Origin of the sequence: Variovorax sp. PDC80 (assembly GCF_900115375.1) — a bacterium.
GTDB lineage: Bacteria > Pseudomonadota > Gammaproteobacteria > Burkholderiales > Burkholderiaceae_C > Variovorax.
Map to the genome: position 1 here is coordinate 705,103 of NZ_FOWG01000002.1, position 20,300 is coordinate 725,402.

At 70.9% G+C, this 20,300-nt stretch carries 18 protein-coding genes; 5 read left to right on the forward strand and 13 right to left on the reverse strand.

Annotated elements, in window-relative coordinates; translation table 11 throughout:
• Positions 1-73 precede the first annotated feature (73 nt).
• From ligA to smc, 3 genes are all read right to left on the reverse strand, one after another.
• Positions 74-2,167, reverse strand: coding sequence for an NAD-dependent DNA ligase LigA (gene ligA, locus BM109_RS08795; RefSeq protein WP_093342146.1), 2,094 nt, complete (start codon positions 2,165-2,167; stop codon positions 74-76).
• A gap of 80 nt (positions 2,168-2,247) precedes the next feature.
• Positions 2,248-3,345, reverse strand: coding sequence for a cell division protein ZipA C-terminal FtsZ-binding domain-containing protein (locus BM109_RS08800; RefSeq protein WP_093342147.1), 1,098 nt, complete (start codon positions 3,343-3,345; stop codon positions 2,248-2,250).
• A 13-nt stretch (positions 3,346-3,358) separates the two neighbouring features.
• A complete protein-coding gene (gene smc / locus BM109_RS08805) occupies positions 3,359-6,874 on the reverse strand; it encodes a chromosome segregation protein SMC (RefSeq protein ID WP_093342149.1) in 3,516 nt (1,171 codons plus the stop codon).
• Positions 6,875-7,022: 148 nt separating this feature from the next.
• On the opposite strand from smc, the gene BM109_RS08810 reads away from it, so the two are divergent.
• The 5 genes from BM109_RS08810 to BM109_RS08830 all read left to right on the forward strand — a co-directional run bounded on the left by BM109_RS08810 (position 7,023) and on the right by BM109_RS08830 (position 10,614).
• Positions 7,023-7,781 (forward strand): hypothetical protein, encoded by a 759-nt coding sequence (locus BM109_RS08810; protein WP_093342150.1) that lies wholly within the window; start codon positions 7,023-7,025, stop codon positions 7,779-7,781.
• 91 nt (positions 7,782-7,872) lie between these two features.
• On the forward strand, positions 7,873-8,229 hold the full coding sequence (locus BM109_RS08815; protein ID WP_093342151.1) for a helix-turn-helix domain-containing protein: 357 nt from the start codon (positions 7,873-7,875) through the stop codon (positions 8,227-8,229).
• Positions 8,226-9,521: a type II toxin-antitoxin system HipA family toxin gene (locus tag BM109_RS08820; protein WP_093342153.1), complete on the forward strand. Its 1,296-nt coding sequence runs from the start codon at positions 8,226-8,228 to the stop codon at positions 9,519-9,521. Before BM109_RS08815 ends, BM109_RS08820 begins: the two co-directional genes overlap by 4 nt.
• A gap of 120 nt (positions 9,522-9,641) precedes the next feature.
• On the forward strand, positions 9,642-9,872 hold the full coding sequence (locus BM109_RS08825; protein ID WP_093342154.1) for a hypothetical protein: 231 nt from the start codon (positions 9,642-9,644) through the stop codon (positions 9,870-9,872).
• Positions 9,873-9,921: 49 nt separating this feature from the next.
• Positions 9,922-10,614, forward strand: a complete 693-nt coding sequence (locus tag BM109_RS08830) for a P-loop NTPase family protein (protein ID WP_093342156.1) — start codon at positions 9,922-9,924, stop codon at positions 10,612-10,614.
• Between the two features lie 7 nt (positions 10,615-10,621).
• Here the strand turns inward: BM109_RS08830 and fabG are convergent, their stop codons facing one another.
• Genes fabG through BM109_RS08880 form a run of 10 tightly spaced genes read right to left on the reverse strand, consistent with a single transcriptional unit; the run spans position 10,622 to position 20,212 of the window.
• Positions 10,622-11,353 carry a 3-oxoacyl-ACP reductase FabG gene (gene fabG, locus BM109_RS08835; RefSeq protein ID WP_093342157.1) on the reverse strand — a complete coding sequence of 244 codons (732 nt, stop codon included), beginning with the start codon at positions 11,351-11,353 and terminating at the stop codon, positions 10,622-10,624.
• Positions 11,350-11,826, reverse strand: a complete 477-nt coding sequence (locus BM109_RS08840) for a hotdog family protein (protein ID WP_093342158.1) — start codon at positions 11,824-11,826, stop codon at positions 11,350-11,352. The genes fabG and BM109_RS08840 overlap by 4 nt, the downstream gene beginning before the upstream one ends.
• A gap of 2 nt (positions 11,827-11,828) precedes the next feature.
• Positions 11,829-12,593: a class I SAM-dependent methyltransferase gene (locus tag BM109_RS08845; RefSeq protein WP_093342160.1), complete on the reverse strand. Its 765-nt coding sequence runs from the start codon at positions 12,591-12,593 to the stop codon at positions 11,829-11,831.
• Positions 12,590-13,411 (reverse strand): polysaccharide deacetylase family protein, encoded by an 822-nt coding sequence (locus BM109_RS08850; protein WP_093342161.1) that lies wholly within the window; start codon positions 13,409-13,411, stop codon positions 12,590-12,592. The genes BM109_RS08845 and BM109_RS08850 overlap by 4 nt, the downstream gene beginning before the upstream one ends.
• Before the next feature lie 16 nt (positions 13,412-13,427).
• Positions 13,428-15,857, reverse strand: a complete 2,430-nt coding sequence (locus tag BM109_RS08855) for an MMPL family transporter (protein ID WP_093342163.1) — start codon at positions 15,855-15,857, stop codon at positions 13,428-13,430.
• Entirely contained in the window at positions 15,854-16,507 is a 654-nt protein-coding gene (locus BM109_RS08860; RefSeq protein WP_093342164.1) for a LolA-related protein, read from the reverse strand. Before BM109_RS08860 ends, BM109_RS08855 begins: the two co-directional genes overlap by 4 nt.
• Entirely contained in the window at positions 16,464-17,480 is a 1,017-nt protein-coding gene (locus tag BM109_RS08865; protein WP_093342166.1) for an acyl-CoA synthetase, read from the reverse strand. The genes BM109_RS08860 and BM109_RS08865 overlap by 44 nt, the downstream gene beginning before the upstream one ends.
• The gene (locus BM109_RS08870) at positions 17,477-19,204 is read right to left on the reverse strand and encodes an AMP-binding protein (RefSeq protein WP_093342167.1); all 1,728 of its coding nucleotides are present in this window, start codon (positions 19,202-19,204) and stop codon (positions 17,477-17,479) included. Before BM109_RS08870 ends, BM109_RS08865 begins: the two co-directional genes overlap by 4 nt.
• Before the next feature lie 46 nt (positions 19,205-19,250).
• On the reverse strand, positions 19,251-19,901 hold the full coding sequence (locus BM109_RS08875; protein ID WP_093342169.1) for a COG4648 family protein: 651 nt from the start codon (positions 19,899-19,901) through the stop codon (positions 19,251-19,253).
• A 5-nt stretch (positions 19,902-19,906) separates the two neighbouring features.
• Positions 19,907-20,212, reverse strand: coding sequence for a phosphopantetheine-binding protein (locus BM109_RS08880; RefSeq protein ID WP_093342170.1), 306 nt, complete (start codon positions 20,210-20,212; stop codon positions 19,907-19,909).
• Between the last annotated feature and the right edge of the window lie 88 nt (positions 20,213-20,300).

Sequence of the window (20,300 nt, forward strand, 5' to 3'; positions counted from 1 at the left end):
ACCAGCTTGTAGGCCCTGTTGACTGCGCTGGTGTGAAGTCGCGTAACGGCCGGTAAGTCGAGAGGCCGTCCCCTCACTCCGCAGCCGGAGGCACGCCGTTGGCGAGTATGTCCAGCATACGCGCCTCGTCGATCACCTCGACGCCGATCTCGCGCGCCTTGTCGAGCTTGCTGCCGGCTTCCTCGCCGGCCACCAGGTAGTGGGTCTTCTTGCTGACCGAGCCGGCCACCTTGGCACCGGCCGATTCCAGTTTGTCCTTCGCATCGTCGCGGCTTAGCGTAGGAAGGGTACCGGTGATGACGAAGGTCAGTCCCGCCAGCGGCTTGGGCACGCGCGCCGCGGGCTCGCCCTCCTCCCAGCTCAGGCCGCAGGCGCGCAGTTGCTCGACCACCTCGCGGTTGTGCGGCTGATCGAAGAAGGTGCGCAGGCTCTGCGCCACCACCGGGCCGACGTCGTTGACCTCGAGCAGCAGCTCCTCGCTCGCATCCATGATCGCGTCGAGCTTGCCGAAGTGCTTGGCCAGGTCCTTCGCGGTGCTCTCGCCCACATGGCGGATGCCCAGGCCGAACAGGAAGCGCGGCAGCGTGGTCTTCTTCGAGGCCTCGAGCGCGTCGACCAGGTTCTGCGCCGACTTGTCGGCCATGCGCTCCAGCCCCGCCAGCGTGGTGAAGCCCAGCTTGTAGAGATCGGGCAAGGTGCGGATCAGGTTGGCATCGACCATCTGCTCGACCAGCTTGTCGCCGAGCCCGTCGACGTAGACCGCGCGGCGCGCCGCGAAATGCAGGATCGCCTCCTTGCGCTGGGCACCGCAGAACAGCCCGCCGGTGCAGCGGTAGTCGGCCTCGCCCTCCTCGCGCACGGCATCCGAGCCGCAGACCGGGCACTTGTGAGGCATGGTGAAGATGGCGCCGCGCTCGCCCTCGGGCCGCGCCAGGCTCTCTGGCGTGACGCCCACGACTTCGGGGATCACGTCGCCCGCGCGCCGCACGATCACGCAGTCGCCCACGCGCACGTCCTTGCGGCGCGCCTCGTCCTCGTTGTGCAGCGTGGCATTGGTCACGGTCACGCCGCCGACGAACACCGGCGCCAGCTTGGCCACCGGCGTCAGCTTGCCGGTGCGCCCGACCTGCACCTCGATGCCGAGCACCTCGGTGATCTGCTCCTGCGCGGGGTACTTGTGCGCCACCGCCCAGCGCGGCTCGCGCGAGACGAAGCCGAGCTGGCGCTGCAGCTCGACGCTGTCGACCTTGTAGACCACGCCGTCGATGTCGTAGGGCAGGCTGTCGCGCTGGCGCCCGATGTTCTCGTGAAACGCGATCAGCTCGATCGCGCCGGTCGCGCGCGCGGTCTGTATCGCCACCGGAAAGCCCCAGGCATGGAACTGCTGGAGCCAGTCGAACTGGGTCGGGCAGTCGGGCCCGCCCTCGGCCGGCGGCGTGACCTCGCCGAGGCCGTAGGCGAAGAAGCTCAGCGGTCGCTCGGCGGCAATCGCCGGGTCGAGCTGCCGCACCGCGCCCGCGGCCGCGTTGCGCGGGTTCACGAACACCTTCTCGTTCTTCTGGCCGGCCGCGATCCTCTGCCGCTGGCGTTCGTTGAGCGCCTCGAAGTCGGCGCGCTTCATGTAGACCTCGCCGCGCACCTCGACCACCGGCGGGGCGTTGCCCTTGAGCCGCAGCGGGATCTCGCGCACGGTGCGGATGTTCTGCGTGACCTCCTCGCCGACTTCGCCGTCGCCGCGCGTGGCGGCCTGCACCAGCACGCCGTGCTCGTAGCGCAGGTTCATCGCGAGCCCGTCGAACTTGAGCTCGCAGACGTAGGCGATCTGCGGACCGTCCTCGGCCAGGCCGAGCTCGCGCCGCACGCGCGCGTCGAAGCTGCTGGCACCACCGGGCGTGATGTCGGTCTCGGTCCGGATCGACAGCATCGGCACCTTGTGGCGCACCTTGACGAAGCCGTCGAGCACCTTGCCGCCCACGCGCTGCGTCGGCGAGTCGGGCGTGCGCAGCTCGGGGAACTCGGCCTCGATCGCCTGCAGCCGCTGGAACATCCGGTCGTACTCGGCATCGGGCAGCGCGGGCGCATCGAGCACGTAGTAGAGGTAGGCGTTGTGATGGAGCTTCTCGCTCAGGTCGGCGGCTTCGCGGGCCGCTTCGTCGCGCGTGGTCATGGGGTGTCTTCCGAAAAAACGATGCGGCCGCCGGACCGCTTCGTGGCGGGCTGGGCGGCCTTGTGCATGGCGGGAACGGCTTAGCTGAACAGCCGGCGCGCCAGCGGCGAGCCCGCCGCGAGGTCGCGCGCGTCGAGCGTGTCGTAGAGCTGCTCGAGGTCGGCGCCGATGGCGTCCATGGTCTCGTCGCGCAGCAGCTGGCCGTCGCTGTCGGTCACCACGCCGTCCATTTCGCGCGCCAGCGTAGCGGCGATCTCGCGCATACGCGTGAAGGGCTGCTCGCCGCGGTCGACCTGGGGCACGTCGAGGCTCAGGCTCAGTTCGCGGATCGCCGACTGCGCCGGGTCGTCGGCCAGCGCGGCCTGGGTGTCGAAAGCCAGCCCGAGGATCGGCGGCAGGCCCAGCTCGCTGGTCGGCAGCACCATGCGGCCCGGGATGATGCCGGCCACGAAGCCCAGCCGCGCGGCGTTCTGCTGCACGTAGCCGGGGCTCCAGGCCGCATGCAGCGCGCGCAGCACGAAGCCCAGCTGCGCATCGTGCGCGCTGGCGAACTGGTCGAGCTCACGGGCGCGCGCCACCTCGTCGAGCATCTCGGGAAATTCGGGCGCGCCGTTCACCGTGTCGGCGAAGGCCTGGGCCTTCACCACGAACTCGGAATACTCGATCTCGTTGAGCGCACCGGTGCGGTTGGCCAGCTGCACGCCGACCTGGAACGCGCCGTAGCGCTGTCCCGGCACGGGCGGCTCCCATTGCCGCGAGTGCTCGTTCAGGCCCTCGATGGCGACCGGCTTGCTGCCCGCGCGGCGCGTCGGCGGCATGGCGGCGATCGCGGCATCGCCCGAGGCTAGGCCGTCGAGCGAGATCGGCGCGATCACGTCGATCAGCGGATCGAGCCCGCCGCGCCGTTCGCCCGTGGGCACCGGCAGCGTGCCGGGCGCCGGCAGGTCGGGATCGAACAGCGGTTCGTGCCGGTCGTGCGTCGGCACCTGGCGCGGATCGATGTGCATCACCGGCTCGTAGCCGTCTTCGGACGGTGCGCGCTGCGCATCGGCCGGTTCGCCGTCGGCCGCATCGGGCTGGCGCGGTGCGTTGCGGCGCGAGCGCAGGGCGTCGTAGCCGATCACGGCCGCGAGGACGAGGCCACCGAGGATGGCCAGGGCAAGCGTGAGATTGCTCATGGGTGCGCGCGCCTCAGGCTGCCTCGACCATCGAGGCCGCCGCTTCCATGTCGACCGCGACGATGCGCGACACGCCCTGCTCCTGCATCGTCACGCCGATCAGTTGCTCGGCCATTTCCATGGCGATCTTGTTGTGGCTGATGAAGAGGAACTGGGTTTCGCGGCTCATGGCGGTCACGAGTTTGGCGTAGCGCTCGGTGTTGGCGTCGTCCAGCGGCGCATCCACTTCGTCCAGCAGGCAGAAAGGCGCGGGATTGAGCTGGAAGATCGCGAACACCAGCGCGATCGCGGTCAGCGCCTTCTCGCCGCCCGACAGCAGGTGGATGGTCTGGTTCTTCTTGCCCGGCGGCTGCGCCATCACCTGCACGCCGGAGTCGAGGATCTCGTCGCCGGTCATCATCAGCTTGGCGTTGCCGCCGCCGAACAGCTCGGGGAACATGCGGCTGAAGTGCTCGTTCACGGTCTTGAAGGTGCCGCCGAGCAGGTCGCGCGTTTCGGCGTCGATCTTGCGGATGGCGTCCTCGAGCGTGGTGATCGCCTCGTTGAGGTCGGCCGACTGGGCGTCGAGGAAGACCTTGCGCTCGCTCGCCACCGCGAGCTCGTCGAGCGCCGCGAGGTTGACCGCGCCGAGCGCCACCACCTCGCGGTTCAGGCGGTCGATCTCGCCCTGCAGGCCGGTCAGCCGCACCTTGTCGGTCTCGATCGAGAGCGCGATGGCCTCGAGGTCGGCGCCGGCATCGGCCAGCAGCTGTTCGTACTGCTCGAAGCCCAGGCGCGAGGCCTGCTCCTTGAGCTGGAATTCGGTGATGCGCTGGCGCAGCGGATCGAGTTCACGCTCAAGCTGCAGCCGGCGCTCGTCGCTCGCGCGCAGCTTGAGCGTGAGGTCGTCGTACTGGCTGCGCGCGGCGCCCAGCGCGGTCTCGCGTTCGAGCTTGAGCGCGAGCGCATCCTGCAACCCGGCCTGGGCGGCGGCGTCCGACAGCCGGCTCAGTTCGCCGCGGGCGCGCTCGTCCTCGTCGGTCAGCGCCACGGTCTGCTGCGACGCGGTCTCGATCGAGCGGTTGAGCTCACCGCGGCGCGCGTCGAGCGTGCGCTGCGCGAAGGTGGCTTCCTGCGCCTGGCGCTCCAGGCTGCGGTGCTGCTCGCGGCTGGCGGTCAGCGCGCGGCCGGCCTCGATCACGCGTTCGTCGAGCTCGGCATGGCGCTCCTGGCTGTCGGCCAGCTGCATGTCGAGCTCCTCGAAGCGGCCCTCGGCGGCGATGCGGCGCTCCTGCAGCTCCTCGAGCTGGGCGTCGACCTCGCCGAGGTCGGCCGCGAGCTGCTCGCTGCGCGCACGGGTCTGCTCGGCCAGCTGCGTGAGGCGCAGGGTTTCGACCTGCAGCTCGTGCGCGCGCGACTGCGTGTCGGCGGCTTCGCGGCGTGCCGACACCAGCCGCTGCGCGGCGTCGGCGTAGGCGGCTTCGGCACGCACCAGCGCGGCACGCGCGTCTTCGCTGATCAGCGCCTGGGCGCGCAGCTGGCGGTCGAGGTTCTCCATTTCCTGCTGGCGCGCCAGCAGGCCGGCCTGCTCGGAATCGGGGGCGTAGAAGTTGACGCCGTGCGAACTCACGGCATGGCCGCTCTGCACGTAGATCGTCTCGCCGGGCTGCAGCGTGCCGCGCTGGGCCAGCGCCTCCTCGAAGCTCGCGGCGGTGTAGCAGCCATGCAGCCAGTCGGCCAGCAGCGCCTGCTGGCCCGCGTCGTTGAGACGCAGCAGGCTCGACAACCGCGGCAGATTGGCGGCGCCTTCGGGCACGCCGGCGACCGGCGGGTTGTAGAAGGCCAGCTTGGCCGGCGGCGCGTCGTTGGCGAAGGCGCGGACCATGTCGAGGCGGCTGACCTCGAGCGCGCCCAGGCGCTCGCGCAGCGCGGACTCGAGCGCGTTCTCCCAGCCCTGTTCGATGTGGATGCGGCTCCACAGGCCCTGCAAGCCGTCGAGCCCGTGCTTGGCCAGCCAGGGCGCGAGCTTGCCGTCGGTCTTGACCTTCTCCTGCAGCGCGCGCAGCGCCTCGAGCCGCGCCGACAGCTCGGCATGGCGCGCGCCCTCGCTGTTCACCGCCTGCTGGCGCGCGCGGCGGTCGTCGTCGAGCCGCGGCACCGCTTCCTGCAGGTCCTGCAGCCGCGCATCGGCCTCGCTGGCCGCTTCCTGCGCGGCCTCGAGCTGCTCCTGCATCGCCACCAGCTTCGCCTCGTCGGGCGCGGCCAGCGCCTTCTGGTCGGAACGCAGCCGCTCGCTGCGCTGGTTGAGCTGGCGCGACTGCTCCTCGATATTGCGCTGGTCGGCGGCCAGCACCTGGATCTGCTGCTGCACCTGCACGACGGCCGTGCGCTGCGCGTTGGCCTGGTCCTGCGCCCGCTGCTGCGCTTCCTCGAGCTCGGGCATGCGCGCGTCGTGCTCCTCGAGCTGGGCCGCCAGCAGCACGGCCTGCTCCTCGGCGTCGATGCCCTGGCCGGCCAGCGTCTCGATCTCGGCCTCGGCCTCGACGCGGCGGTTGTCCCATTGCGCGATCTGCTCGCGCAGCTGCACCAGCCGCTGCTCCACGCGCTGGCGGCCCTCGACCACGAAGCGGATCTCGCCCTCTAGCCGGCCGACCTCGGCGCTGGCTTCGTAGAGCTTGCCCTGGGCCTGATTGACCAGGTCGCCGGCGCCGTAGTGGGCCTGGCGCACGGTTTCGAGTTCGTTCTCGATGTGGCGCAGGTCGGCGGTGCGCGACTCGAGGTCGTTGATCGCCTTCTCGGATTCGGCCTTGATGCGCGCCTTGTCGCTCTCGCTCTCGGCGCGCTTGAGGAACCACAGCTGGTGCTGCTTCTTCGTGGCGTCGCCCTGCAGCGCGTTGTAGCGCGCGGCCACCTCGGCCTGTTTCTCGAGCTTCTCGAGGTTGGCGTTGAGCTCGCGCAGGATGTCCTCGACGCGGGTCAGGTTCTCGCGCGTGTCGCCCAGGCGGTTCTCGGTCTCGCGGCGGCGTTCCTTGTACTTCGAGACGCCCGCGGCTTCCTCGAGGAACAGGCGCAGTTCCTCGGGCTTCGATTCGATGATCCGGCTGATCGTGCCCTGGCCGATGATGGCGTAGGCGCGCGGGCCGAGGCCGGTGCCGAGGAACACGTCCTGCACGTCGCGCCGGCGCACGGGCTGGTTGTTGATGAAGTAGCTGCTGGTGCCGTCGCGCGTGAGCACGCGCCGCACCGCGATTTCGCCGAACTGGTTCCACTGGCCGCCGGCACGGTGGTCGGCGTTGTCGAACACCAGTTCCACGCTCGAGCGGCTGGCCTGCTTGCGCGTGGTCGTGCCGTTGAAGATCACGTCCTGCATCGACTCGCCGCGCAGTTCCGAGGCGCGCGACTCGCCCAGCACCCAACGCACCGCATCCATGATGTTCGACTTGCCGCAACCGTTGGGCCCGACCACCCCGACCAGTTGGCCCGGCAGCAGGAAGTTGGTGGGTTCGGCGAACGACTTGAAGCCCGAGAGCTTGATGGAATTGAGACGCACGACTTGTCGGCCTGTCCTGGGTCAGTGCGTCCCCGCCTTGGAAGGCGGCTCAACAATTAACGCCAAGGTATTGATTTGTAAGGAAAATTGCACGGGCCCGCCGCTTGAAGCAGGCCGCCGCCCCAGCCGTGGATGATAACGTCAGGGCATGAGCGAATCCTCGGTTTCTCCCCTGAAAGACCGCCGCGCCTGGCTGCTCGCGGGCGCCGGTGCCCTGCTCGGGCTCGGCGGCTGCGGCGCGTTCCAGAACACCCAGCGCGCCGAGCCCTACGCCAACCAGGAATGGCTGCAGTCGAGCGCCAACCGCATCGCCAACCTCTCGCTGCGCGACAACCTCGAATCGATACGGCGCGTGCAGACCACGCTCTACCGGCGCAATCCGCGCGAATGGCGCAAATCGGGCGCCAGCATGGACGCCGCCAGCCAGCGCGCCTGGGCCGCCGTGACGCAGGGCCCCGACCTGCCCGAGCTGCACGGCGCCACCGGCATCGAGGCGATCCGCCTGGCCTTCGACACCGGGCCGCAGGGCTACCAGGGCGACCGCGTGGCGGCGCTGGTGGTGGGCTGGGCCTCGATGCTCAAGCAAGCCAATGGCGACACCTGGGAGCAAAGCATGATCGACGGCATCAATGCCGAGAACAGCTACCGGGCCGCGCGCAACTTCGAGATCTCGCTGTGGCTGATCGCCTCCAAGACCGGCCCCGACGGTCAGCCGCTGCTGCTGGCCACCGAGATCAGCGAACGCGGCCGCAACCTCGTGGCCGACCGCGAGCTGTCGAAGGTGGTCGCGCGGCTCGACCTGCTGGCGGCCCAGGCCGACGAGAAGTACCGCCGCGCGGCGCTCGATTTCGGGCAGAACTGGGTGATGGGCGTGGTGATGCCCTTCTTCACACTGGTGCCGCGCTGAATCCGGGCGGGCGGCACGCCGCCGTCGCCGCGGCCCAAGGAGGACTTGGGAAACATATTTCCGAATTTGCCATTTGCGGTAATATCTTTCCATGACCAAGCAGGAACTGATCGCCGCGCTGATCGCCCGCCGCGAGGCCTCCGGCCTCTCCGGGGCCGAGATCGCTCAGCGCTCGGGCCTGACCGAGCGTTCGGTGCGCAACGCGCTCGGCCCGCAGGGCAATCCGCAGATGTCCTCGCTGCTCGCACTGGTCGATGCGCTGGGGCTCGAGCTGCAACTGGTGCCCAAGGGCTTCGGCGCCAGCGCCGCGCTCGACACCGATGCCGGCTATCGCCCCGTACCCACGCGCGTGGGTACCGCGGTGGCCGCCTTGGCGCTGCCGCCCGAGCCGCCGCCCTACCTACGCGAAACTCCGGCCCGCCGCGGCTCGCGCAAGCGCTCGCCATGAACGTCAAGATCCTCGAGATCGCGCTCGGCACGCGCCGCTTCGGCAAGCTGTTCCAGTACGCCGACCTGTGTCGCTTCGTGGCCGAGCCCGAGATCGTCGCGACGCCGCCGGCCGAGGTGCTGTCGTTGTCGATGGTGGCGAACGATGCCGCCTCGCAGGCGGCCCTCTGGAGCGACATCAAGAATCCACTGTTCAACGCGCAGGGCGGCCAGTTGCCGCGCTTCTTCCAGAACCTGCTGCCCGAAGGCGTGCTGCGCAGCCACATCGCGCAGTTGCGCGGTTGCCGCGAGAACGACCATTTCGAGCTGCTCGCGGCCTGCGGCGGCGACCTGCCGGGTGCGGTGAGCGCGCGCCCGGTGTCGGTGGACCGCGCCACCTTGCAGCGGCTCATCACGCAGGACCAGGACGCGCTCGAGATGTCGGTGGTCGAGCTGCCGATGCCGCAGGGCATTTCGGTGTCGGGCGTGCAGCCCAAGCTGGGCCTGCGCCGCCAGGGCGGACGCTACGTGGCGCGCACCCGCGCCGGCGCCAGCACGCGCGTGATCGCCAAGCTGCCCGTGGCCGGGCGGCCGCACATGCCGCAGCTGGAGATGCTCTCGCTGCAGATGGCTGCCGCCGCGGGTGTCGAGGTCTGCCATGCCGAGCTCGCGCCGCTGTCCGCAATTTCGGCCGAGCACAGCTACGCCCTGCCCGACGAGCCCGAATTCCTCGCGGTCACGCGCTTCGACCGCGAAGGCGCGCGCCGCATCCACTTCGAGGACTTCGCGCAGGTGCTGGGCTTCGACCCGCTGCACAAGTACGGCGGGAGCTACCTCGACATGGCGCTCGCGATGCGGGCCTTTCCCTCGCTCGGCGAGGAGGCGGTGCTCGAGCTGGTGCGCCGGCTCGCGGTCAACGAGTTGCTCGGCAACCCCGATGCGCACCTGAAGAACTTCGGCGTGCTCTATCCCGACGGTGCCTCGCCGCGCTTCGCGCCGGCCTACGACATCGTGGCCTATGCGGCGCTGCAAGGCGTCGAGGGTCATGCGCTCCCGCTGCTCCCCGCTACGGGCCATGCCGCGCCACGGCGCAGCGGCCTGTTCAGCCCCGCCAACGTGCGCGCCTTCTGCTTCTCGGCCGGCCTGCACGAGCCGCAGGTGCGGCGCGTGGTCAGCGACACCGCGCGCCGCGCGCGCGAGCAGTGGCCCGCGATGATCGACGACTCCCCCCTGCCCGCGCCCTGGAAGGTACGGCTGCAGCAGCGCCTGCAATCCCACCCCTTGCTGCAGGGAATGGCCCGGCGCGGCCAATAGGTCCCGGGTCTGGCGGAGCCGGCATCGCCGCGAGGCACGAGATACACACGCGCACAACTTTCCGCGATGATGCTTCCGCCCAGGTGACATAGTTCAACGCAACATGACGGGAATTGGCGCATGCGAGTCGGTATCGTGGTTCTGGAGTTGTTGATCGACGCGGGCGCGGCCTGTGCCGCCCTGGGCCTGCTCGGTGCCGGCAGCGCCGCCTTCTCGGCCGCGAGGCGTCGCTACATCGGCGGCGACGGCAGCCTTGCGGCGCCCTCTCCGCACGGCCAGCCCGACGACCACGTCGACAACGGCCATTCAGGCGATTCGTCCTCGCGTCGGGAGTCCGCCACCAGAAGCTGAGGCAAACTGTCGCCGGCTCCCTGAATCTTCCACATCTACCAGCGACACCATGAGTTCCATCAATTTCATCGGCGGCGAAAAAGGCGGGGTCGGCAAGTCGGTCACGGCACGGGTCCTGGCCCAGTACTTCATCGACCACAGCCGCTCCTTCACGGGCTTCGACACCGACCGCTCGCACAGCTCGTTCACTCGCTTCTACGAAGGCTTCGCCTCGCCCGTGGTGGTCGACAGCTTCGAAGGGCTCGACACCGTGGTCAACGGCTTCGAGACCCATCCGCAGCAGAGCGTGATCGTCGACCTCGCGGCGCAGACGCTGGCGCCGCTGGCGCGCTGGATCAAGGAATCCGACCTGTTCGACGTCTTCGCCGAGATCGGCGTCACCGTCAATTTCTGGCACGTGCTCGACGACGGCAAGGACTCCTCCGACCTGCTCGGCACGCTGGTCGACACCTTCGGCAAGCGGCCCAACTACATCGTGGTGCAGAACTACGGCCGCGGCAGCGACTTCGGCACCCTGCTCGGTTCGCAGTCGATGTCCAAGGCCACCGCGAACGGCGCGCGCGTGATCGCGCTGCCGCGCCTGCACGAGGCCAGCATGCGCAAGATTGATGCGCAGAGCACCAGCTTCTGGAAAGCCGTGAACGACCGCGAAGGCCCGCACGCGCTCGGGCTGCTCGAACGCCAGCGCGTGAAGTCGTGGCTCGCGACCGCCTACGCGGCCTTCGACACGCTGCCGCTCTGAGCGCCAGCTAGATCATTCCGCCGTTGACGGAAATCACCTGCCCGGTGATGTAGGCCGCCTCGTCGCTCGCGAGGAAGGCGGCCAGCGCCGCCACCTCCTCGGGCTTGCCGGCACGCTTGGCGGGCACCATCTGCTGGATCAGCGCCGGGTCGAACGCCGCGTCGGCCATCGGCGAGGCGATGATCCCGGGCGCGATCGCATTCACCGTCACGCCGCGCGAGGCCACCTCGAGCGACAGCGCCTTGGTCGCGCTGTTGAGCGCGCCCTTGGCCGCCGCGTAGTTCACCTGGCCCTTGTTGCCCACCAGCGCCGCTACCGACGAGATGTTGAGCACGCGCCCCCAGCGGGTGCGCAGCATCGGCAGCAAGAGCGGCTGGGTCACGCGGAAGAAGCCGTTGAGCGAGATGTCGATCACCTTGTGCCACTGCTCGGCGCGCATGCCGGGCAGCACTGCGTCGTCGTGCACGCCCGCGTTGTTGACGATCACCTGCACCGGCCCCGCTTCGAGCATGCGCGCGCAGGCGGTGGCGCAGGCCTCGTCACTGCGCAGGTCGAAGACATGGCATTCGGCCTTGCCGCCGGCCGCGGCGATCTTCGCGGCCAGCTGCTCGACCGCCTCGGGGCGCGAGTTCGCATGCAGCAGCACGGTCGCGCCGTCGCGCGCGAAGCGCTCGGCCATGGCGGCGCCGAGCGCGCCGCTGGCGCCCGTGATCAGGGCGCGTTTTCCTTGGAGGCTCATGATTCCTTCGGGGTGTCCAGGGCCAGCGGCGTGTTCAGCACCACCACCGCGCGGCCGTCGGCCAGCGCACGGCCTTCGCCGTCCCTGAGCCAGAACTCGTACATCACCTGCTGGGCGTCGCCCGACAGCCGCCGCACCTCGACCTGCAGGCGCCCCTCGACCTCGTCGAGCCGCGCCACCGTCGTGCGCACGCTGCGCGTGCTCGCGAGGAAGCCGGCCGAGGGCCTGTCGCCTGCGCTCGCCAGCAGCCCGCCATGCAGCGCCATCGCCTGCGCGGCGTACTCGACGGCATTCGGCGCCAGCAGCCCGCTGGCCGTGCGCAACGGGTTGTCGGCCTGGCGGTGGGTGGTGGTGCTGCAGCGGATCGTCTCGGCATCCCAGCCCTCGAGCCGTTCGAGCAGGCACATGCTGCCGCGGTGCGGAATGCGCTGCGCGATGCCGTCGCGCTCGAGCGTCTGCGGCAGGAAGCTCATCGTCATCGCGCGCCCTCCGGTGCGAGGTCGGCCACCAGCAGCACATTGGCGAACGGCGTGCCTTCGCTCATCGGAATGCTTTGCACGCCGAAGCCCAGCCGCTCGAGCAGCGCCTTCCATTCGACCAGCGGACGCCCCCAGGTCGGCGACACCTTGTGGCCGCGCACGCGCGTCACGGTGCGGTCGACCCATTGACTGATCGCGAAGCCGCGGCGGCTCGAGGCATCGCCCACGCGCAGCAGCAGCCGCGCTTTGGGGCTGCCGCCGCGCCGCAACGCATCGCGCACGCGGCGCAGCACGCCTTCCTGCGCGGCATGGTCCACGTAGTGCAGCACGTCGAGGATCACGACCAGGTCGCAATCGGGCAGGTCGGCTGCGCACATGTCGGCGCAGAGCAGCCGCGGCGCGGGCTCGAGGTGGCCGATCGAGGCCTCGGCGCGCGCCACGTCCTTGGGCATCAGCTCGATGCCGGTGTATTCGGCGGCGCTCGGCGTGGCGCCCCAGCCAGCGGGCCAGCGCCCCTGCTGCTGCATGCGGCTCATCGAGGCCAGCAGGCTCGCGAACAAGCCCTGGCCACAGCCGATGTCGACCACGCGGCGATGCTGCGCATCGATCAGCCCGCGTTCGAGCAGGCCGCGGAACACCGGATCGCGCCCGAGCTTGCCGCGCGCGAAGTGCCAGGCGAAGCTGCCGCCCTTCCTGTAGGGATCGGTGGCGGCCTCGTGCAGCTCGCGCCAGGCGTTGTCGGCCGAGAGCACGGCGCTCATTCCCGAAGCCCCTCGGGCAGGGTCACAGCGCGCAGTCCATCGGCGCGCAGGCGGTCGAGCAGCAAGGGCAGTACCTCCAGCAATACGGGTTCTCCACGGGCGGTGCGCGCGGCATTGCCGTCGTGCAGCAGCAGGATGTCGCCGGCCGCCAGGCCCCGCGTGAGGCGCGACAGCACGCGTTGCGCATCGCCCTCGCGGGTGTCGAAGCCGCGGCGGGTCCAGCTCACGAGCGACAGGCCGAACCGGTGCAGCACCGGCTCCAGGAAGGGATTGCGCAGCCCGGCCGGCGCGCGAAAGCAGCTCGGGCGCTGGCCCGTGACCTCGCTCAGGATCTGCTGCGCCCGTGCGATCTCGCTGGCGAAGCCACGCGGGCCGAGGAAGGAAAAGTTGTGGCGATGCCGCGCCGTGTGGTTCTGGATGCTGTGGCCGCGCGCCACGATCTCGCGCGCCAACGCCGGCTGGGCCTGCACGCGCTCGGCGATGCAGAAGAAGGTGGCGTGCTGGCCATGGGCGTCGAGCAGGTCGAGCACACGCGGCGTCACCGCGGGTTCGGGGCCGTCGTCGATGGTGATCGCCACCTCGCGGCGCGCGATGGCCGCCGCGGGCAGCCGCGTGACATTGGGGCCCAACAGGCGGCTGCGCGGCGTGAGTCCGGCCGCGGTGATCAACGCATGGTTGAGCACGATCGCGCCGAGGGCCCAGGGCCAGGCGCCCGGCACCAGCACGCCCGCGCCGACGGCGGCCGCGTGCCAGGCAGCGCTGGCGCGGATGGCCGGCGGCCAGGGCCAGGATTCGGGGACGGCGGGTGCGGTCGACATGGCGCGGGATTGTGCGTCAGCCGCGCGTGCCGCCGTCCGAAGACCCCGCCTCGCCCGCGGGTGGTGCCGCGGGTGGAGTCACGCGGCGCGCGAAGGCGGCCGACAGCAGCAGCGCCAGCAGCGCGCCCGGCGCCACCACGCGGCCGATCGAGGACAGCGCGGGAATGTCGGAGATCGCGATCAGGCCGAAGGAGACCACGGTCGTCAGGTTGGCGAGCATCAGCGAGGCCAGCGTGTCCTCGTCGGCCCGGCCCGTCGTGCGCAGTTGGTCGAAGAACAGCGCGTAGTTCGAACCCACCGCCACGATCAGCAGCAGCCCCACCAGGTGCAGGATGCCGAGCGCGGCCTGCATCACGGCCATGCCGCCGAGCGTGAGCATCACGGCGAACAGCAGCGGCTGACACACCGCCAGCAGACGCCGGCCCGAGCGCAGGTAGATGCCCAGCAGCACGACCACCGCCAGCGCGCCCAGCAGCACCTGCACGAAGGCCTCGTGCAGGTAGCGCTGGTAGAGGCTGGCGAGCTCGCGGCCCACGTCGACCACCTGCACCTCGGGCACGCCGGCGAGCGCGGCCTCGAGCTTCGCCTGCTCGAACTTCGGTCCCGGATGCAGCGCGATCAGCGTCGACCAGCCGCCGCCCGGGCGCTCGTACATCAGCGAGCTGACCACCGCGCGCAGCGGGCCTTCGCGGAGTTCGTCGAGCTGCACCGGCTTGAGCTGGCGCGCGGCCTCGACGTCGGCGATGAAGGGCGCGAGCCGGCTGGCCGGCAGCGGCAGGCCCTGCGTGGCCTCGGCCAGGCGGGTGCGCAGCGTGTCGGCATCGGGCAGGCTCGCCAGGCGCGCCTGCTGGGCCGCGATGCTCGGCAGCACACGCGTCACGGTCTCGAAGCCGCCGAGCTCGCCGCGGTCGACCAGCGCGCCGAGCTTCGCGCTCGCGGCCTCGTTGTTGCGCAGCGCCGCCTGGGCATCGGCGCCGTTGGCCATCACGATGATGCCGCCGTCGCTGGTGCCGATGTCGTTGCGCAGCATCTCGTCGAGCTGCTGCTGCGCGCGCGGCACCGGGCTCATCGCGCTGAGGTCGGCGCGCCACAGGTGGCCGCCCTGCCACAGCACCAGCGCCACCGCGGCCACGCCCAGCGCCGCCAGCGGCCAGCGCAGGCGCGGCAGGTTGCGCACCAGCAGGCCCGCGAAGCTCGCCATCTGGCGCCGCATGCCCATGCCGGTGGCGCCGTCGGGCGCGAGCATCGGCAGCGCGTAGCGCGTGGCGACCGCGGCCGCGACCAAGCCGGCGATCGAGAACACGCCGAGCTGGGCCAGGCCCGGGAAGCCCGAGAACACCAGCGCCGCGAAGCCGCAGACCGAGGTCAGCAGACCGATGCGCACCGTGGGCCAGTGCACCGTGCGCCAGCGCTGCCAGCCGGTGCCGGGCACGGCGGCGCCGCGCGCCTGGATCAGGTAGTAGATGGCGTAGTCGACGGTCTCGCCGATCAGCGTGCTGCCGAAGCCCAGCGTGAGGCCATGCACCGAGCCGAAGACCCAGCTGACCGCCGCGGTACCGATCACCACGCCGGTGGCCACCGGCAGGAAGGCGATCACCAGCGCGCGCGGCGAGGCGAAGGCCAGCAGCAGCAGCCCGCCCATGACGATGCCGCCGACGATCGCGAGATGGATCGCCTCGGTCTTGATCTTGTCGCGGCTGAGCACCGAGAACACCGGCGGGCCGGTCAGCAGCAGTTGCGGCCTGGCTTCGCCCAGATCGCGCGTGGCCGCCTCGTGGGCCGCGTGCACGCGCGCGATCGCCACCGCCTGCGCGTCGAGGTCGCTGCCGGCGGCACGCGTGGTCAGGATCATCAGCGCGCGCGGCGCGGTGCGCGACATCCACACGCCGCCTTCGCTGCGCGGCGCGCTGGCCGGCACCAGCTCCTCGGCGATGCGCGTGGTCTCGCCCGTGGGATCGCGGTCGAGGAAGGGCTTGATCACGTTGCCGGCCGGCGTGCCGAGCATCGACAGCGTCTCGTTGATCGCGTCGCGCAAGCCCTCGACCGTGAAGCGCTCGGGCGCCACGCCCGGCGAGAGCTGGTAGCGGTGCTGGAACACCCAGGTGCCGGCCTCGGTCCAGTCGCCGGTGTCGCCGTTCTGGATCAGGTCGAACAGCTGGCTCTCGCGCATGCTCTTCGCCATCGCGCGCGACACCTGCGCGCGTGCCTCGGGCGTGCCGCCCTCGAGGCCCAGCATCAGGGTGCGCGAGGCCACGCCGCTTTGCAGCTGCTCGATCAGCACGCGCTGGCGCGCATCCGGGCTCTTGGGCAGGAAGGCCGACAGGTCGGCGTTGAAATGGGTGCGCGAGATCTCGAACACGCCGGCCAGCAGCAGCGCCACCCAGACCAGCAGCACCACCGCGCGGCGCTGCCAGCTCGGCGGCCCCTGCGGCGCGGTCGCGCTCACGGCGTGCCGCGCCCGGCCGGCGCCGCCGCCGGTGCGGGGGCAGCCGCGGGACGGTCGGGCACGATGTTCATCACCGAGCGGTCGCCGCCGACGAACTCCATCTCGAGCCCGAGCACGTCGCTCGCGCGCCCGCTGATGCGCATGCTGCGCACCTGGGCCGCGAGCCGGCTGTCGATCGGCGTGAGGTCGAGCGCCCACTGGTTGGCCGAACCGGTCACGGTGCTGCGGAAGTAGCGCTGCAGCGTGGTGCCGTCGCCGCTGAGCGTGCCGCGCATGGCTTCGACCAGGCCCAGCAGCTCGGGCATGCTGTCGAGCGCGAGCGTGCGGTTGCGGCCGCCGCGCGACAGGGTCAGCGTGTTGCCCTCGACCGCCATGGTCTCGACGCGCGGCGACAGCGTGCGGCGCACCAGCTTGTCGGGCGCATCGAAGCTCAAGGTGCCGCGCGCATCGAGCGGGCCTTCGAGGCCGTGCACGAAGCGCTGCTCGGTGAAGCGGGCCTCGCCGCTCTTCTGCTTGGCCAGCAGGCCCATCAGTTCGTTGAGGTCGAAGGCCCAGGCCGGCGCGACGCCGAAGGCCAGCACGAGCAGCAGGGCCTGGAAGAACCGTTCAAGCCGCCGCGGGCGCATCTGCATCTTCGAGCCAGAAATCATGGAAATTGAACCAGTTGTAGGGGTAGGCGCGGCACAGCGCCTCCAGGCGCGCCACATAGGCTTCGACCGCGGCGCGGATCAGCCGTTCGCGCTCGGCGGCATCGGCCGGGCGCTGGCCGAAGTCGGCCAGGCGTTCGAAGCGGACATCGTAGCGCGCACCGCCGTGGTAGACCCCGGCCATGAAGAACACCGGCCGCCGCAGCAGCGCCGCGAGCCGGAACGGCCCGTCGTTGAAGCTGGCGGGCCGGCCCAGGAACGGCAGCACGATGTTGTTGCCGCGCTGCTGCGCCGGCTGGTCCTCGCTGCCGGGCAGCGTGCGGTCGGCCAGCATGCCGCCCATGCCGCCGCCGTCGAGCCAGTCGCGCAGCGCGAGCATCGAGTGCGGCCGGCCCAGCGCGATCACGTGCGGCCGCGCTTCGGGCAGGCTGATCGCATTGAGGATGGCGGTGATGCGCTGCGCGTTGTCGGGGTACATCAGCATCGCGAGGCGCATGCGCGCCTGGTCGGGCTGCTGGCGCTTGCAGGCGCCCATGGCCTCGAAGCTGCCCACGTGCGCGCCGAGCAGGAAGGCACCGCGCCCCTCGCCCGCCGCGTTTTCGAGCTCGACCTGGCCGTCCATGCGGAAGTCGAAAAGGTCCATGCGCCCGCGCAGGAAATACACCCGGTCGAGCACCGTCGAGGCGAAGGCATGCAGCAGCTTGAAGCCGTCGACCCAGCCGGCCTGCGGGCCGATGGCACGGAACAGGTAGCGCTTGATGTGGCGCCGCGGCGTGGGCGCGAACAAGAGGAAGTACAGCGCGATCGGCGGCAGCAGCAGCCGCGTGATGCGGCGGCCGAAGAAGATCGCCATGAAGCAGATGAAGCGCAGCGCGAGCATGTTGCTGCGCTCGGGGGCACGGGTCCAGTCGGCCGCCTCGGCCTCCGTCCGGGCCGCGGCGTTCACCGCGCGGGTCTCGGCCTCCGTGTGCTTCATCGCGGCGACTCTGCCACGGGGGTCCAGCGGCCGGTGACAGCCACCACGCCGTCGCAGCGCACGTCGAAGCGCACACCGCCGCCGCTGGCCTCGGGGTTCAGCTCGATCGCCAGCACGGCGCCCGGGCGCACCGGCGCCAGGAACTTGGCCGCGGCCAGCGTGGGATTGGCGCCGAGCCGGGCCAGCAGCGCCGGCACGCGGCGGATCGCCTCCTGCACCTCGGCCAGCACCAGCGCGCCCGGCAGCAGCGGCTGGCCGGGAAAGTGGCCGGCGAACGCCGGATGGTCGACCGGCACCGTGTGCACAAGCCGCACCGGCGTGCCGTCCTCGGCCAGTTGCGCCAGCGCGAACTCGCGCAGCGCGCGCACCGTGAGCTTGCCCGTGCCCTCGCGCGGAAAACTCTTCACGTGCACCACGCGCCGCGGCACGAAGACCGGCTCGAGCCGTTGCCGCAGCGCAGCAACGATGACCGCCGCCGTGAGCTCGGGCGCGACCACGAAGGCGATCGGCCGCACCACGCCGTCGGCCACCTCGTCGGGCAGCCAGAAGGCGCCGTCGTCCACGCCGGGAATGCTGTTGAGGTGGTAGTTGAGATGGGCCAGCGAGCTGCGCCGGCCGGCCACGTGGATCAGGTCGTTGGCGCGTCCGAACAGCCGGAAGCGGCGTTCGTCGAGCAGTTCGAGCACGTCGGCCATCGGCGTCGGCTCGGGCAGGAAGTCGCCGCTGAAGATGAAGCGGTCGTTGCCGTCCTCGCCACCCGGCTCGGCATGCACGCGGATCTCGCCGAAGGTCTCCCAGACCTCGGTCTCGGTGGTGCGGCGCATCGCGACCTGGCCCGACTCGGTGCTGCCGTAGATCTCGAGCAGCACGCCGTGCAGCGCCTGCTCGGCCTGGGCGGCGAGCTGCGGCGACAGCGGCGCGGTGGCCGAGAGGATCAGGTCGACCTCGGGCAGCGCGATGCCCGACAGCAGCAGCGTTTTGAGGTGGAACGGCGTGGTCACCAGCGCGCGCGGCCGCGGCACCGAGGCCAGGGCCTGCGCCACGTCGGCCGGGAAGAAGGGCCGGCCGCTGTCGAAGGCGGCGCCGCCGAGCATCGCCAGCAGCACCGAGGATTCGAGCCCGTAGCTGTGCTGCACCGGCACCGTGGCGACCAGCGTCAGGCCCGCGAGCGAAGGAAGATCGAGCACGCGGCACAGGCGCTCCACCGCCACCGCCACGTCGCCCGTGAGCGTGCGCCAGGTCTTGGCATGCGGCTGGGGCGCGCCGGTGGAGCCCGAGGTCAGCAGGCTGGCCGCGTGGCGTTCGGCGTCGATCATGGGCACGGCGGCCGTGTCGGCAGCACCGCCGGCATCGCCCGGCGCTGGGCCAGCCGCCTTCTCGATCACCAGGCGCGCCATGCCGGGCGTCTGCAGCGCCGGGTCGTCGACCAGCGCGAACAGCCCGTCGCCATGCGATTCGCGCAGCCGCGACAGCGTGTCGGCGCGCGCGTCGGGCGGCAGCAGGCTGGCGTGGCCGCGCACCAGGGCCGCGGCCATGCCGACGATGAAGTCGTAGCGGTCGGAACAGAGATTGACCGCGGCGCCCTGCGCGGGCAGCTGCGGCGCGAGGCGGGCCACGTCGGCCAGGAATTGGCGCGTGCTCAGCGGCACGCCGGCGCGCCAGGCGAGCGGCGCATCGGGATCGCGCTCGGCGAGCAGCGGCAGCAGGCCAGGATTCGGTGTCACGCGGTGCCTTTTCCTCTCTCGTGTCGGTCCGCCGGGCCGGCGAGGCTCAGCGCGGGCCGCCGCCGGCGCTGCTGTCGGCCGACGAACTGCCGTAGAAGGCGCGCACCGCATCGACCATGCGGGTGCGCTCGAACTCGGGGTGCAGCCGGTAGCGCAGCAGATGTTCGCCGACGAACAGCAGCGCCACGCTGGCGGGCGTCAGCACGTTGGCCAGCAGCGACCAGGCCGAGAACGACAGCGTGAGGTAGACCACGATCGACGACAGCACCACCAGCGCGAAATAGCCGGTCCAGATGCGCGTGAGCTGCGTGGTGTAGGCGCGCATCGCGCCGCGCAGCGGATGCACGCGCTGCGCGAACTGGGTGATCAGCGGCACGCTGTCGCCGCGCAGCGTGGAGCCGAACCAGCCGCAGAGCAAGGCATTGATGGCCACGTGCTGGAACACGTAGAGCCGGTTGGTGTCGCCCGCTTCGCCGCTGAGCACCAGCGCGAAGCCGGCCAGGCCCAGCGCGACCACCGCGGCGAAGCCCCAGCGGCCGAAGCGGCTGGCGGCGAAGCCCATGGCGGCCAGCCACAGCGGCCCGAGCAGCACGACCACCGCCCACGGCTCGGTGGCGTGGAACAGCATCATCCAGTGGGAAGCACCGGCATAGGCCACCCCCACCAGCAGCAGGAGCGCCAGGCGCCATCGTGACATGGGGTTCAGGCCGCGCGGTTCTGGGCGACGTGGGCCGCGAGCGTACGCAACGACTGGAAGATCTGCTGGTTGCGTTCGTCGTCCGAACGCAGCTGGAAGCCGTAGCGGCGCGAGACTTCGAGCGCGACCTCGAGGATGTCGATCGAGTCGAGGCCGAGGCCATCGCCGTACAGCGGCTCGGTCGGGACGATGTCGGCTGGCGCCACCTCGAGGTTGAGGGCGTTCACCAGCAGCACGGCCAATTCCTGCTCGATCGGCGACTGTTCGGCATCGCCATCGGCGGGAATGGGGGGCTGAGCAGTCGAAGACAAGAAAAACCTCCAGAAACTTTTGCCGCAAGGGCGCGTGGGCCGTGGATTATAGGAGGGCAGCTTGATTAGACTGGCCGCCTCGACACGA